Genomic DNA, 14082 nt, shown 5'->3' on the forward strand with positions numbered 1-14082 from the left:
AAACAAATTATCCACGAGGCAGGCCTCATGGATATCCCCGAAATCCACTCGAAGGAAAATCTCAAAGATATTTTTATCAATAACATTATCTTGACCCGAATCACGCTTGAATACCCGCCAACATTTCCCGGAGGACGCCATCACGGTACCGACCCGGCACGAGGCAGCAGGGTAGCGGGGTAGCGGGCTAGCGGGGTAGCCCCCGGGAAAAATCCGGACGCCGGTACCCGCCGGCCGTACCCATCGGGCGTACCCACTGATCACACTCCGGGAAGGACGCTGATCATGCGACGTCACCGGCGTTCTCCAGACCCCGTCCGGGCGGGGATTCAAGATCCAGACGGAGGTTCGAGGGCCCGAGGGGCAGCCGCTCGTTGCAGGTGGGACGGAATTTCCATCCGGACGATCTCGCCGTAGGCGAGGAATCTCATGAGCACGAAGAACCAGTGCGCCGGCCACACCTGCAGTCGGACGGGGGGTTGGCCGGCAAGCATGATGACCATGCTGTCGCCGTCCACGCCGGACGCCCGCAGGTACGGGTAGCCGATATCGATCCAGCCGGTCGTGAGCGCCAGCGCGAGGCGCCAGTTCGTCAGAAAAAGATGCCCCTGGCAGACAGGGCGCCACTGGACCGCGGCGAGCGCCTCGGCGCGCCTGCGCTGGCTGCCGTTGTACAGGGCGCTGCCGAGCAGGGACGCACCGAGCAGAAGGGGACTACCGAAGGCGACGAACCACCCCTGGTTGTAGGTGACGTTCTGGCCGATGTACTGCCAGACGCGGACGGGTGCCTGGGCCAGCACGGCCTCACCCGCACCCAGCGCGATCTGCACGGGTTGTGCCCGCGGACGCCATCCGCGCGTGAGCGCCTCACCGAGTTCCGCACCGGCCAGCCAACTCTCCTCGTACGAGGTGCGCGGTCCCGGCCGCATCGGACGATGTCGGGGCAAGGTCACCAATCCCACGTCGCGCGATCGCTGTCAGCCTTGATTGTCCATCATTGCCGTTCATCAGCGGATTCCCAGCGGTCTACCTCGAGGAACAGGCAGAGATGATTCTTGATCCGTTGAGTGTGCCATGCTGATCGCCGCGATCTCGGCCGGGCGCGAACAGGCCGGGTCACCTGGTGGAACGGGTGATTGTCACAGTTGTGCCACAGCCGCCGAGACGATGCCGATCGTCAACACCGTGCTGTAATGCCCCCATGGCGACATTCGGTGCGGTGCGGCGGCACCGGGAGCGGCACAGCACGAACCGTTCGGGCTGGCTGCGCGCGGCCGTCCTCGGCGCGAACGACGGCCTGGTCTCCACCTCCAGTCTCATCGTCGGCGTCGCCGCGAGCGGCGCCTCCACCGGCGCGGTCCTGACCGCCGGGATCGCGGGTCTGACCGCGGGGGCGATGTCGATGGCGGCCGGGGAGTATGTGTCGGTGAGCTCCCAGGCCGACGTGGAACGCGCGGACCGGGCCAAGGAGAGCGCGGAGCTGGCGGCCGACCCGGTGGCCGAGCTTGCCGAGCTGGTCGGCATCTACGAGCGGCGCGGCCTTCCGCGCGACCTCGCCACGCAGGTCGCCGTGACACTGACCGAGCGGGGTGCGCTGGAGGCGCACCTGCGCGACGAACTCGGCCAGAGTGAGGCCACCCGGGCGCGCCCGGTCCAGGCCGCCGTCGCGTCGGCGGGCAGCTTCACGGCCGGCGGGCTGGTGCCGTTCCTCGGGATGTCGGCCCCGGCGGGGGCGGGCCGCCTGATGCTCGTCGTCGTGGTTACGGTGATCGGTCTCGCCGTCGCGGGCATACTCGCCGCGCGGGCCGCCGGTATGGCGCTGCTGCGTCCGACCCTGCGCGTCGTGCTGGGCGGCGCCGCGGCCATGCTGGTCACCGCGCTGGTCGGTCTGATCACCGATGCGGCCGGCGGCTGACCGACCGCCGGGACATACCTTGCCCACCACCGATCCACCGCTGGTCCGCGGGCTCATACCGTTCCTCGGTGGACGCGGGGGCGAACCATGGACCGTCGGCACCGGCGCCGCCGGGTCTGGTAGGCGGCTACATCCGGTGTTCGACGATCACGTCGGCGGTCATCGCCAGCGCGCCAGGGCTGCGCGGGCTGCGCACCACCACGAGGGCGAACAGGGCGTCGAGCACCGACAGGTGCACGATCCGGCTGGTCATCGCCTCGATGCGATACGCCGTCTCCCGACTGCCCACCACCACCGCGTGCCGCACCAGCTCGGTCAACGGTGACCGGGCAAAGCTCGTGATCGCGGCGGTATGCGCCCCGGCGTCCACGGCCGCCCGCATCGCCGCCAGTGTCTCCGCCGTCGAGCCGGTGTGGCTGACCGCAACGCACAGATCACCCGCCGCCAGCATCCGGGCGGTGACGTGCTGCACATGCGCATCCCCGGCGAACCGCGCATCGACCCCGACCGTGGTCAGCCGGTAGGCGGCATCCATCGCCAGCGGCGCCGACGTCCCCACCGCCACGAACAACGTCCGCGGCGCGGCGACGACCAGGTCGGCGATCGCCGCCAGCACGCCACCGTCGATCCCCCGCGCCGCCTCGGTCAGCGCACTCGCCGCCCCGCCGAGCACCTTCCCGGCAATCTCATCCGGGCCGTCGGCCGCGGACACCTCGTCCACCAGCTGCCGCTCCACCGGCAGCGTCTCCCGGATCAGCGCCAGCTTGAGTTCCTGATAGCCCCGAAGCCCCAGGCTCTGGCAGAACCGCACCACCGTCGCCGGCGAGCTTCCCGACACCTGCGCCAGCTCGCTCACCGACTGGTGGATCATCGCAACCGGGTCCGCGAGGACCTGCCGCGCCACCCGCTGCTCCGCCGACGACAACGACGCCGACAAAGCCCGAATGCGCTCCAACACGGCGGGCGCGGCAGCGTCGCCCTCGACCCTCACAGTCACGTCACTAGTCACGACACGTCACGCTAAGCGCGTAGGCGCAACGGTCAGATACCCAAAGGTAAACCAAGAATGAATCTTCTACAGTAGAAGAGATCATGAAAATCCGTTTCAGTCAACCCGGTCGCTCCCGGCCAGGATGAGGGGCCCCGAGCTCGTCCGACCCTCAGCGCATGATCCCAGTATGGCCGAGGGAGTAGCGACCGGGTTGCGGCCAGACCGCGAGACCGTGCGGCTCACGGCCGACGGGGATCCGAGCCAGCAGCCGGCCGGCCTTCGGCTCCGAACCTCCGGGCCCGCCGGTGTCGAACACGTACACGACGTTGCTGCGGCGGCCGGACAGCCACAGCCGCGAGCCGTTGGCATCGACGTTGCCCATGTCCGGGGTTCCCCCACCGGGGATCGGCCAGGTGGCCACGACGGTCCGGGTGGCGAAGGAGATGACCGAGACCGAGCCCTGGTCGCCGGAGTGCGGGAACGGCGGTTTCATGGAGTCCATGTGGCCACCCCGGTTGGCGACGTACAGGAATCGGCCGTCGCGGCTCGGGTACAGGCCGTGGGTCTCCGGCCCGGTCCGGACGAAACCGACCCTGGTGAAGCGATCCCCGTCAACGAGGTGGAGACCGTCGGCGTTCATGTCCGCCACGTACCAGATCCGGCCGGCCGGATCGATCTTGATGTCCTGTGGAGCGGCGTCCCGGCCGAGGTCCAGATATCCGATGACCCGCTGACGCGGGATGTCGATCTTGACGAGTCGTCCGGCGAACTCGCAGGTGGCGATCGCATAGGAGCCGTCGACGGAGAAGTCGACGTGGTTGACGCCCGCGCAGGCCGTGCCCACGTCCAGGCTGTGCCGTAGGGCGAACGTGTGCGGATCACGGAAGTCGATGTGGTGGTTCGCCTCGGCGATGACCATCGCGTTGGCCCCGTCGGGGGTGAAGTACAGGTTGTACGGGTCCGCGACCGGTACCGCGGGCCCGGCGGGCCGACCGGTCCGCGGATCGATCGGTGACAGGCTGTTGCCGCGGTTGTTGTTCACCCACAGGGTCCGCAGGTCCCAGGAGGGGACCACATGCTGAGGCTCGCGGCCGGCGGCGTAGGTGTCCACGACCCGCAGCGTGCGCTGGTCGATGACCGTGACGGTGCCGTCGCGCAGGTTCGGGACGTACACGAGAGGCGGATCGTCGCGGACCACCGGGCTCAGCATCCCGGCACGCGCGTGCGCGTACACGTCCACGACGCCGCCATCGCCACGGGGCAGGGCAGAGTCGGCTCCCCGGCCCGGCGCGGGAACGGAACCCGGCGGGCGGGCGGCACCGGCCCCCGTAGCCTGGTCGCTCCTGACCCGGATCAGCCACACCACCAGCAGTGCGACCACCAGGGCCGCCAACCCGGCCAACATGATCAGACCACGCCGCCGGGACCTGGTCCCCGGCTGGCGGCGCTGCGCTGTCGACCCCTCCGGCATGCGGCCAGAGTAGAAGGCCTGAGCGGGCGAAGCCACGATCGACGGCGCGGCCGTCCAGCTCGACCCACCAGGACTCCGCGGTACGCGGCACGCTCACACTCATCTGGCGGTGGGGGTACGCAGTGCGGGCAGGTCCCGGAGCTGGCGACGGGACGTGATGCCGAGCTTGCGGAAGATATTGCGCAGGTGGGCGTCGACGGTGCGGGGGCTGATGAACAGCCGTGCCGCGACCTCCTTTGACGTGGCGCCGTCCGCGACCAGGCGGGCGATGTGGGTCTCCTGCGCGGTGAGGTCGTCGGTGTTGCCCGACGTGCGGCCGCGCACGTCGGCGCCGGCCGCACGCAGCTCGGCGGCGGCGCGGTCGGTGAAGGCCGCCATGCCGATGTCGGCGAACCGGTCGTAGGCGGTACGAAGCTGCCGGCGGGCGTCGCGTCGCCTGCCCTGGCGGCGCAGCCACTCGCCGTAGAGCAGGTGCGCCCTGGCCAGATACGGGGCGAGCGGGCTCTTCTCGAGGTGACCTATGGCCGCGGCGAAGTCGTCCTCGTCGCCGGTGACGAGTGCGCGGGTGTAGGCGCCGACGCCCAGCGCCCACGGTGTGCCGCTGCCCTCGGTGCGTTCGGTGAGCGATACCGAACCCGACCGGGCCACCTCGTGCTCGCCGCAGCGGACCGCGGCCTCGACCAGTTCCGGCAGGGCGATCGCGGCGACGAACAGGTCGCCGTGCTGGGTGGCCGCCTCGGCGGCGGCAAGTGCCGCCGGGTAGTCGGTGAGGCCGTTACTCAGGACGGCCGTGGCCCAGTCGGCGTTGGCGATCGTCTGCCCGGTGCCGCTCGCGGTCGCCTCGGCGGTGAAACTGTCGATCACCGCCCGCGCCTGTGCCTCCCGGCCACGCAAGGCGGCGAGGTGCAGCTGCGGATACGCCAGCGGCTCCACCCCGACCGCGTCCGCCACCGCCTCCTCCTCGGCGATCGCCGACGTGGCGGCGGCGAAGTCACCGGTGTGCACCGCGCCGGCCGCCGCCATGCCAAGACCGAGGCGGAGCGTGAGCGGCGACCCCGACTCTCGGGCGGAGGCCAGCACCCAGTCGGTGATCACGCCGTGTGCCTCGGCGTCCCAGAGCTCCACGGCGAGCATCCCGGCGAGCGCCGGTCGCCGTGTCCACTGTGGACGGGAGGCGAGGATCTCGCGGACCGGCCGCGCCGCCGCGTGGTGTCCTTCCGTCGCCAGCCGCAGCAGCGCGTCCAGGAGGTCCGGCGGGCCCGATGCCGGCGGCGCCGAGCGCGCTGCCTCGACGACCATGTCCATGACCCCGCTGGCCCGGCCGACGACCAGGGCCATCTCGACGGCGTCGAGAAAGCAGTCCCGCGACCACCGTGGGTCGGTCGCGGCGAGGCGCTGGGCCGCGCGCAGCATGAACGCCGGACCGTCGCCGTCGCGCCGGCGCACGAACGTGATCCGCCCGCGCATCAGCTCCACCCTGGCCAGCGCGACGGGGTCGGTCCCGTCCACCGTGACCGCGGTGAGCAGGCCGTCCGCCGCGTCGAGTGCACCGGAGTCGAGGTGGGCCTGCGCGGCCGCGAGTGTGCGTTCGGTGCGGCGCGCGGGGTCACGGGATAGGGCAGCGGCCCGCGCGAGGAACGCCGCGGCAGCCGCCACTCCCCCACGTGCCGCGGCACGGGTGGCGCAACGGTTCAGTTCCGCGGCGGTGTCCTCGTCGGGGCCGGCACCGGCCTGCGCGCGATGCCAGGCCCGCCGGTCGGGGTCCCGTTCCGGGTCCGTGACCTCGGTGAGCGCCTGGTGCGCGGCGTGGCGGTCCTCGACGGCGGCGGCCTGGTAGACCGCGGACCTGGCGAGCGGGTGGCAGAACCGCACGCGCGGGCCGAGCTCGACCAGCCCGGACGCCTCGGCGTGCGCGCCGGCCGCCGGGCCGACACCGAGTCGTTCGGCGGCGGCCCACAGCAGGCCGGGGTCACCGGTCGGGTCGGCGCTAGCCACGGTCAGCAGCAATCGCACGTCCTCGGGCAGGGGCACGAGACGATCCTGGAAACTGCGTTCGACCCTGCTGGGCACCGAGGACGCGTCGGGCAGGGCAAAGCCGCCGGCGCCGGGCAGTTCGAGTAGCGCGAGCGGGTTGCCCCTGGCCTCGGCGAGCACGCGGTCCCGCACGGTCTCGTCCAGCGTGGCGCGGGTGTCCACCAGCAGCCGGCGGGCGTCGTCGTCGGCCAGCCCGGTCACCTCGACGCTCGGTAGCTCGTCGAGTCCGTGCCGTGCGGCTAGCACCATCGCCACCGGTTCGGCCGAGATGCGCCGCGCGAGGAACGTCAGTATCCGTGTCGATGCGTCGTCGAGCCAGTGGGCCTCGTCGACGAGGCACAGCACCGGTTCCGACCCCGCCGCGGTGACCAGCAGTTCCAGGGCCGCCATGCCGATGCGGAACATCTCTGGTGTGCCGTCGGCGAGGCCGAACGCTGCCTCCAGTGCCGCGCGGTGCGGCGGGGGTAGTGCCGCGAGGTCGCCCAGGGCCGGGACGCACAGCTGGTGCAGCGCGGCGAACGGGAGCTCGGTCTCAAACTGGGATCCGGTCGCCTCGATGACCCGCATCCCCTGCGCCGAGCGCCGCAGGTGGTCGAGCAGAGCGCTCTTGCCGATGCCGGCCTCGCCGCGGAGCACCAGCACCCCGCCCTCGCCGTTCTTGGCGCCCGCGACCAGCACCTCGAGCCTGCGGCGTTCCTCGCCCCTGCCGACGAACGTCCGGACCGGTGTCCCCACAACGGGAACAGTATGCGCGCCGATGTAGGTGGTTTTCACCGACGCGGGCGGTGCCGGACCAGTGCGAGCCTCGTGTCGAGCCACTACCCGACTCGACGGAGGGAGTCCCGGTGTCCATGACCACGGGCCACCTGTGCGAGTCCCCGACGCGCGCCGCTCGGGCGACCGTGCTCGCGGCGGCATCGAGGTCTCCGGCGTCGCCGGAGCCTTCACCTGGACCGGGATCGCGGCCCTCGCGGGCGCGATCGCCGCGGCACTGCTGATCCGTTCACCCCATCTAGGAAAGGACGACACCCGATGATCTACCACACGGTCCGCATGACCCTTCGCCCCGACGCCCCGGCGGACAAGGTGGAAGAAGCGGTCGAGAGCTTGCGCAACCAAGGTCGTGTCATCCCGTCGGTGACCTCGTTCGTGGTCGGCCGCGACGTCGGCGGCGAGTTCGCGTGGGGCGCGACCTATGTCATCGAGGACCTCGACGGATACTGGGAGTACCTCAAGCACCCCGCCCACCGGCATACCGACGAGATCGGGCTCCCGTTGGTCGACACGTTCGTGTCGTTCGACGTCACCGACCACAAGGACCCGGAGATCGCCGAGAAGATCGCCGCCCTGCACAAGCGTCGCTACGAGGAGGACCCCGCCCTCGCGAAGCTGGTATCCGGTCTTGCCTCCTACACCGGCAGCAGCGCTCCCGGCACGCACGCCTACTGACCGCTCCGACGAATCGAGACACCGTGGCCCGCCGAGCCCCTGACGTCCAACACCGAACCTATGGATGGTTCTCCCTTGTTCAGCTGGGATGTCAGTAACTGCCCACGTCGAGCAGTGCACCAAGCAGTTCCTCGGGCGTCTCGACCTGCGGCAGGTGGCCGGACCGGGGCAGCAGCGTGAACGTCGACAGTGGGATCGCGGCGGCATAGGCCCTGCCGTATTCCGGGTCAACGATGCCGTCACTTTCGCCCCACAGAACGTGGGCTGGGATGTCGAGACCACCCAGCCGCTCGGCCAGCGTCGGGTCCGACATGACCGGGCCCGTGTACCCGACCAGCGCTCGCACATCCGGGCTCGGCCCGGCATCGCCGGTACCCGGCGAAGCAGGCATCTTGCTCGGGTCATGGAAGGAGAACGACCGGATCTCAGTAGGCGAGAGACCGCGGACATCGAGCATCGGATGGCCGTCGACGTCAATACCAATACCGTCGATGATCACCACGCCGCTGACCCGGGGGCTCTGCTGCAAGGCGATCTCGGCAGCGAGYCACCCACCGAAGGAGTTGCCGACGACGGTCACATCCGTGAGGTCGAGTTGCTCGATCATCGCTACATATATCCGGGCGAGCTCGATGACTCCCGTCAGCGCTTCGGCCTTCGGCGTACCGCCGAAGCCGGGGTGAGTGGGCAGCAGTACCCGGGAGTGGGTGCGCTCGGCGAGCAGATCGGCGAAGCCGGTCATGGTGACCGTGCCACCTCCACCGTGCAGGAGCAGAAACGGCCGGGTGCGGTCGCGGTCCTGGACGGTGATCTCGACCGCTCCCGCGGAGCCGACCTGGAGCGTGTGGGTGTGGGTGTGGGTGTGGGTGGGCCGGAGGGAGCCGGCCATGATCGGAGTACTCATGATTCCTCTCTTATTGACAGGAATATAAGTAACCTTATATCAGCTTCATGATACAAGCAACCTTACTCGACGCGCTAGGCTCAGGCCGTGAGATACCGCACCGCGGACGTCGCCTTGTCCGTCAAACGCCTGCAGTACCGCCATCACCGCGCGCTGAGCCGCGCGCTGGCACCATTGGGACTCTCACTCGCGCAGTGGGACACCCTGCGTCACCTGCACCGGCACCCGGACGCATCGCTGCACGACCTCGCAGTGCTGACGTTCCAAACCGACCAGTCCTTCGGCTCCCTGGCGGCCCGGATGGCCGCCCGCGGGCTGATCGAGCGGGTTCCGGGGCCGGGCCGTGCCGTGCGACACCGGCTCACCGAGGAGGGCGCGCGGCTGCGCGCGGCCGGCCAGGACGCCGTGGACGCCGTCTTCGATTCCTCGTTCCGCGCCCTGTCGGCCGACCAACTCGACCAGCTGGGCGCGCTCCTGGACGCGGCCCTCGGGCCCGACCCGACCGCGTAGTGGAAGGCCGGCCCAAGCCCTCTGGTGCCGCGCCGCCTGCCCGGCATGATCACGCGAGGCGCACATGGTCAGCCCGCGGCGAGCAGGTCGACGGCCGGTCGAGTCGGGACCGCCCGCTGCCGCTCCGCGGCGAGGAACGGCCCTTCGCCGCTCGGGTCCATCACGCCGGACTCGGCCCAGCTGAAGCGGCCCGCGAGCACCTCCTGCGCCGCCGTGTAGTTGCGGGCGTCGTCGTTGCGCCACAGCGCCGCGAAGGACGCCTCGACCCGGCGTCGCGCCTGCCGGCAGAACAGGTCGGCCAGGTCGGTCGCGGTCGGCTCGCCCTCCTCGTCGAGCATCCGGGCCCGCACGACCGCCGCGCTGATGGCGAACAGTTCGGCGCCGATGTCGACGAGACGCCCGAGGAACGCCTGCTTCTTCTCCAGCCCGCCCTGCCAGCGAGCCATCCCGTAGAAGGTCGACCGGGCGAGCTTGCGCGCCGAGCGCTCCACGAAGCGCAGGTGCGTGCTGAGCCGGCCGAATTCGAGGAACGAGCGCGGCGACGTCCCACTGCCGACGGCGAGGCCGGGCAGCCAGCGGCCGTAGAAGGCAGCCGCCCGTCCGGCGCTGCGGGCCTTCGCCGCGACCGGCGCGTCCGGGGAAATGATGTCGCCGGCCACCGCGAGGTGGGTGTCCACGGCCTCCCGCGCGATGAGCAACCGCATGATCTCGGTGGAGCCTTCGAAGATCCGATTGATGCGCAGATCGCGTAGCATCTGCTCGGCCGGTACCGGTCGTTCCCCCCGGTTGGCCAGGGACTGGGCGGTCTCGTACCCGCGGCCGCCGCGGATCTGGACCAGCTCATCGGCGATCAGCCAGGCSATCTCGCTGGCATACAGCTTGGCCAGGGCAGCCTCGATCCGGATGTCCCCGCGTCCCTCGTCGGCCATCAGGCCGGACAGCTCCAGCATCGCCTCCAGCCCGAACGTGGTGGCGGCCGTGAACGCGATCTTCTGGGCGATGGCGTCGTGCTGGCCGATGGGCCGGCCCCACTGGACGCGGTCCCGCGACCATTCCCGGGCGATGCGCAGCGCGTACTTGGCGCCGCCCACGCAGGTCGCCGGCAGGGCGAGGCGGCCGGTGTTCAGCGTCGTCAGGGCAATCTTGAGCCCATCGCCTTCCCGCCCGAGGCGGTCCGCGGCCGGGACCCGGACCCGCTCGAAGCTGGTCACCCCGTTCTCGATGCCGCGCAGACCCATGAACTCGTTGCGGTGCTCCACCTTCACGCCGGGTGCGTGGGCGTCGACGATGAAACACGTGATGCCACCGCGATGACCGGCCGAGCGCGGGACGACCGCCATGACCACCAGCCGATCGGCGATCACACCGTTGGTGGTCCACAGCTTGCGGCCGCTCAGCTCGTAGGCGGCGCCGCCCTCGACCGGCACCGCCTGGCTGCTCATCCGGGCCGGGTCGCTGCCCACATCGGGCTCGGTCAGCAGGAACGCGCTGATCTCCTCGCGGGCCACCTTCGGCAGATACGTCCGCTTCTGCTCCTCGGTACCGAACCCCAGGACCGGCTCGGCCACGCCGATCGACTGGTGCGCCGAGAGCAGCGTGGGCAGGCTCGAATGCCACGAGCTGGACAGTTCAAGCGCCCTGTTGTAGTACACGGTGGTCAACCCGAGTCCGCCGTACTCCTCGGGGATCTTCATGCCGAGGGCGCCTATCCGCCGCAGCCCGTCGATCACCTGCTCGGGCAGCCGCCCGTCCCGCTCGATCTGCAACGGGTCCACCGTTTCCCGCAGGAACGACTCGAGCTGGGCCAGGAACGCCTCCCCCCGCCGCCGGTCGCCCTCCTTCGGCCGCGGGTGCGGGGAGATCAGATCGAGCCGGAGATGACCGAGGAAAAGCTCCTTGCCAAACGAGGGAAGCCGCCACTCGGCCTCCCGGGCCGCCTCGGCGACCCTGCGCGCTTCCCGTTCTCCCACCTGCGCCATGTCTCGCCTCCCCGTCCGTGAGCGGCATCCCGTCCGTCAGCGGTATGCAGTCCGTCAGCGGTATGCAGTCCCTGCCTACCCGTACTCCTACCCGCACCGCGCCCATCCGCACGAGCTGGGTGAGCCCCACCGAGCGGTGTAGATCGGGGCTGCTGGACCCCCATCCCCAACACGATCATCAGCCACCCAACGCTGAGCGGGTACGCGCGGATGATCCTGATCTGGCTTCTCTCCCACACACCCGAGTACTTGGCCACCGTCAACGCGGACGCTGTCGAGCGCGAGTTCCGGGGCTGGGGTCGGCGGGTCGTTGCCGCCGCTCTCAAGGAGCTTGAATCCTCCGGGCATCTCGTTCGGAGACGGGTTCCGGGTCCAGGTGGTCGGGTGATCTGGGCTCCGTTGGCGGTCCGGGCCATGCCAGAGAGTGGTGATGCGAACACGCCAGCGGAACTACCGGTTTCGGATGGTCCGTCAGCGGAACGTCCGTATGTGGATAACCCCAACCACAGGGCAGAAACCACCCCGCCCGACCSGATCGAGGCCAGCACCGCGGAGGACGACCCGCCGGATCCCCGCCCCTCGCTGCCCTCTCCCGACCCCAGCGCGGCCAGCTCCACCACAGGCAGCAAGGCAGGCGGGGAGTCAGCTCCCGCCGTACCCGCCGGTGCCGACCTGGTCCAGACGCTGATCGACCTGGTCCGTGCGGTGACCGGGCAGACGATCGACCGGGACCTTGCCGGCAAGGGGGTGGCGATGGTCCTGCGGGCGAAGGACGGCACACCGCGGCCTGTGTCGGATCCGGTGGCCTACCTGCGGACAGCGGTCGAGACGGCGCCCACACGGTTCCTGGAGACGTTCGTCCCGCCGCGTGCGGGCAGYGCCCACAGCCGGCCGCGGCGCGGCTTCGACCCGAACGCGACGATCCACGAGCCGCGTGGCATGACCGGCCTGGACATCGACCCTGCTACGGGGTGGCCGGTCGACATGAACCCGGGTGGACGCCCGCTGCGCCGGAAGGAGACCGCCCGCGCCTTCGAGGCTGAGCAGGCCCGGGTCACAGCGTCCGGTCCGGCCGGTGACCCGTCGAAGCTGGTGTGCCTCACCCACCCGACGGCCACGTTCCACCCGGACGGGACGTGCCCGGAATGCCGCCCAGCAGCCACGCACACCGCCGAACCGGGATGGACGGCGTGGATGGTCTGCGCCCACGCCCCGTACGGCCAGCACGGGCCTGCCTGCGTGGTGTGGCTCCTGCGGTGGGGACGCCGGTCACTCCCCGGCCGTCATGCAGGCCAACCCGTCGTACCGGACGGACACCGGCCGGCCCCGCGGCACCCCTTGCCCCCGGTGCCACCCGGATGGGATCCGCGCCAGCGCATGAACGGGCATCGGACACCCCTCGGGCCGGTCACTGGCGCTGGCGTGGTCGGCGTGCGCCGGCCCGGCGCGGGTCACCAGCGACCGGTCCGTGTAGGCGCCGGCGAGCTGACCCCGGCGCAGCATCCATGCTCCGCCGTCACGTTCCCACCAGGACGGCACGAGCAGATGCCGCGGGGTGTCGGCGATCTGCTCGTGCCAGCGGGAGCCGGGATGCGTCACCTGGCCGGCCAGGGCGCGGGCATGAGCCCGCCACTGTTCCGGCGCCATCAGGACAGGATCTCCGCGGCGACCCGGTGGAGGGCGGGGCAGAGCCCGACCTCGTCCCGGTAGTGGGTGAAGTCGGAGAGGATGTCGGCGGCGTTGACGAGGATCGCGTACCGGCCGGACGGGCTCGACAACACGTCCGCGAACGTGGTGTAGATCCGGGAGGCAACGTCAGGGACGGCCAGGGCGGTGCAGTACAACCGGGCCGCGCCGTAGCCGGCGACGTTGGTGCCCCAGTGCTCCCAGTCCAGGATCATCAGGTTCGGGACGGTGACGTTGCCCCAGTGCAGGTCGAGATGTTCGGTGCTGCCCCACCCTGGCACGGCATCGGCCGGTGCAGGACGACCGAACACGGCGTGCAGCAGGTTGGTGTACCGGTCGATCCGGTTTCCCCAGATCTCCCGCCCGGTCGGCTGCCGGGAGAGCGCGTCCAACGATGCACGCAGGTCCGCCAGCCACGCCGAGGACAGGTCGAGCGGCCGCCCCAGGTACTGATCCCCGGGTGTGGCGGGCGGGTCCGGCACGTAGGTCATCAGCTCGGCGCAGACCGGCACCGGCACAGGGTCGGGGTGGGTCCATTCGGCGCTGTCGAGCAGCGTCGGTTTACAGATCCCGGTCAGGGGCCCGGCGTCGCGGGTACCGTGCCACGGCTCCACGTCCATGGCGTCTTCGAGGAACGGGGCGACCCGCAGCCACGCCGTCTCTCCGCGGTGGGTGACCGGCCCGCCGATGACGTTCCCGGACGCGCTGAGGGCCGGCGCGCCCTGCGGCTGCACCCCGAGCTGTGCAGCGCCGTCACGCCAGACCGACCCCATCCAGGCGTCGTCGACCCGGACCGGCACCCACCTCATCGCCTGCTCACTTCCCCTTCGGCTGGCAGTTCGACCCCTTGTTACCGGTATCGGACGGGGTGCAGGACGGGGCGCACGACGACGCCGGGGCGCACTTCGGGTTCGGTTTGCACGCCATCGGCACTCCGACATGCCGGCGGGCCTGGTCGAGCGCCTCGACCTGGGCGCCGAACGCCTCCCCGGCCAGGATCGCGCCGAGCCCGGTCCGCCGGACGTTGCCGCGACCGCATGGCGGGTGAACACACACGGAGACACCGTGCCATCCGGCAGAACCGCGGCAGTGCCGTGCCCGCAGCCCCCGCACGTGTCGGCCACGTCGACGCCGGCCGGCGCG

14 protein-coding genes are annotated in these 14082 nt (G+C 70.8%); 6 read left to right on the plus strand and 8 right to left on the minus strand.

The annotated features are described in order from the left end of the window. Nucleotides 1-183 (plus strand): hypothetical protein (locus KBI5_RS27280; RefSeq protein ID WP_206745241.1); only part of this gene is annotated, 183 nt, incomplete at its 5' end. A gap of 146 nt (nt 184-329) precedes the next feature. Here the strand turns inward: KBI5_RS27280 and KBI5_RS04675 are convergent. Continuing rightward, nucleotides 330-953: a hypothetical protein gene (locus tag KBI5_RS04675; RefSeq protein ID WP_235186995.1), complete on the minus strand. Its 624-nt coding sequence runs from the start codon at nt 951-953 to the stop codon at nt 330-332. A 248-nt stretch (nt 954-1201) separates the two neighbouring features. Here KBI5_RS04675 and KBI5_RS04680 point away from each other — a divergent pair, with 248 nt between their 5' ends. After that, on the plus strand, nt 1202-1915 hold the full coding sequence (locus tag KBI5_RS04680) for a VIT family protein (protein ID WP_023840787.1): 714 nt from the start codon (nt 1202-1204) through the stop codon (nt 1913-1915). Nucleotides 1916-2042: 127 nt separating this feature from the next. Here KBI5_RS04680 and KBI5_RS04685 read toward each other — a convergent pair whose 3' ends face one another. The 3 genes from KBI5_RS04685 to KBI5_RS04695 form a co-directional block, all read right to left on the minus strand. After that, nucleotides 2043-2912, minus strand: a complete 870-nt coding sequence (locus KBI5_RS04685) for a MurR/RpiR family transcriptional regulator (protein WP_235186994.1) — start codon at nt 2910-2912, stop codon at nt 2043-2045. Between the two features lie 163 nt (nt 2913-3075). Next, nucleotides 3076-4377, minus strand: a complete 1302-nt coding sequence (locus KBI5_RS04690) for a YncE family protein (protein ID WP_085014417.1) — start codon at nt 4375-4377, stop codon at nt 3076-3078. A gap of 99 nt (nt 4378-4476) precedes the next feature. After that, the gene (locus KBI5_RS04695; protein WP_083494706.1) at nt 4477-7329 is read right to left on the minus strand and encodes a LuxR family transcriptional regulator; all 2853 of its coding nucleotides are present in this window, start codon (nt 7327-7329) and stop codon (nt 4477-4479) included. Between KBI5_RS04695 and KBI5_RS26835 the strand changes: the two genes are divergently transcribed. Together KBI5_RS26835 and KBI5_RS04700 are read left to right on the plus strand one after the other, a co-directional pair. After that, the gene (locus KBI5_RS26835) at nt 7280-7447 is read left to right on the plus strand and encodes a hypothetical protein (protein WP_162238922.1); all 168 of its coding nucleotides are present in this window, start codon (nt 7280-7282) and stop codon (nt 7445-7447) included. The genes KBI5_RS04695 and KBI5_RS26835 overlap by 50 nt on opposite strands. Beyond that, a complete protein-coding gene (locus KBI5_RS04700) occupies nt 7444-7860 on the plus strand; it encodes a Dabb family protein (RefSeq protein WP_011437424.1) in 417 nt (138 codons plus the stop codon). The genes KBI5_RS26835 and KBI5_RS04700 overlap by 4 nt, the downstream gene beginning before the upstream one ends. A gap of 91 nt (nt 7861-7951) precedes the next feature. Here KBI5_RS04700 and KBI5_RS04705 read toward each other — a convergent pair whose 3' ends face one another. Beyond that, nucleotides 7952-8764, minus strand: coding sequence for an alpha/beta hydrolase (locus tag KBI5_RS04705; protein WP_085014418.1), 813 nt, complete (start codon nt 8762-8764; stop codon nt 7952-7954). Between the two features lie 87 nt (nt 8765-8851). On the opposite strand from KBI5_RS04705, the gene KBI5_RS04710 reads away from it, so the two are divergent. After that, nucleotides 8852-9274, plus strand: a complete 423-nt coding sequence (locus KBI5_RS04710) for a MarR family transcriptional regulator (RefSeq protein WP_011437426.1) — start codon at nt 8852-8854, stop codon at nt 9272-9274. Between the two features lie 68 nt (nt 9275-9342). Here KBI5_RS04710 and KBI5_RS04715 read toward each other — a convergent pair whose 3' ends face one another. Then, nucleotides 9343-11253: an acyl-CoA dehydrogenase family protein gene (locus KBI5_RS04715; protein ID WP_085014419.1), complete on the minus strand. Its 1911-nt coding sequence runs from the start codon at nt 11251-11253 to the stop codon at nt 9343-9345. A gap of 489 nt (nt 11254-11742) precedes the next feature. On the opposite strand from KBI5_RS04715, the gene KBI5_RS26120 reads away from it, so the two are divergent. Beyond that, nucleotides 11743-12963 carry a hypothetical protein gene (locus tag KBI5_RS26120; RefSeq protein WP_157902429.1) on the plus strand — a complete coding sequence of 407 codons (1221 nt, stop codon included), beginning with the start codon at nt 11743-11745 and terminating at the stop codon, nt 12961-12963. Here the strand turns inward: KBI5_RS26120 and KBI5_RS04730 are convergent. Both KBI5_RS04730 and KBI5_RS26840 read right to left on the minus strand, forming a co-directional pair. Beyond that, nucleotides 12900-13748: a hypothetical protein gene (locus KBI5_RS04730; RefSeq protein WP_011437430.1), complete on the minus strand. Its 849-nt coding sequence runs from the start codon at nt 13746-13748 to the stop codon at nt 12900-12902. The genes KBI5_RS26120 and KBI5_RS04730 overlap by 64 nt on opposite strands. Nucleotides 13749-13755: 7 nt before the next feature. Further along, nucleotides 13756-13995 carry a hypothetical protein gene (locus KBI5_RS26840; protein ID WP_198030986.1) on the minus strand — a complete coding sequence of 80 codons (240 nt, stop codon included), beginning with the start codon at nt 13993-13995 and terminating at the stop codon, nt 13756-13758. Between the last annotated feature and the right edge of the window lie 87 nt (nt 13996-14082).

This window comes from Frankia sp. KB5, assembly GCF_002099325.1.
GTDB lineage: Bacteria > Actinomycetota > Actinomycetes > Frankiales > Frankiaceae > Frankia > Frankia casuarinae.

What these genes read in the sequence shown, in the direction of transcription:
- KBI5_RS04695 (WP_083494706.1), bottom strand. Translation starts at nt 7,329, where the DNA reads ATGCCGCCGCGAGCACGGTCGCCCGAGCGGCGCGCGTCGGGGACTCGC.
- KBI5_RS04680 (WP_023840787.1), top strand. Translation starts at nt 1,202, where the DNA reads ATGGCGACATTCGGTGCGGTGCGGCGGCACCGGGAGCGGCACAGCACG.
- KBI5_RS04690 (WP_085014417.1), bottom strand. Translation starts at nt 4,377, where the DNA reads ATGCCGGAGGGGTCGACAGCGCAGCGCCGCCAGCCGGGGACCAGGTCC.
- KBI5_RS04700 (WP_011437424.1), top strand. Translation starts at nt 7,444, where the DNA reads ATGATCTACCACACGGTCCGCATGACCCTTCGCCCCGACGCCCCGGCG.
- KBI5_RS04730 (WP_011437430.1), bottom strand. Translation starts at nt 13,748, where the DNA reads ATGAGGTGGGTGCCGGTCCGGGTCGACGACGCCTGGATGGGGTCGGTC.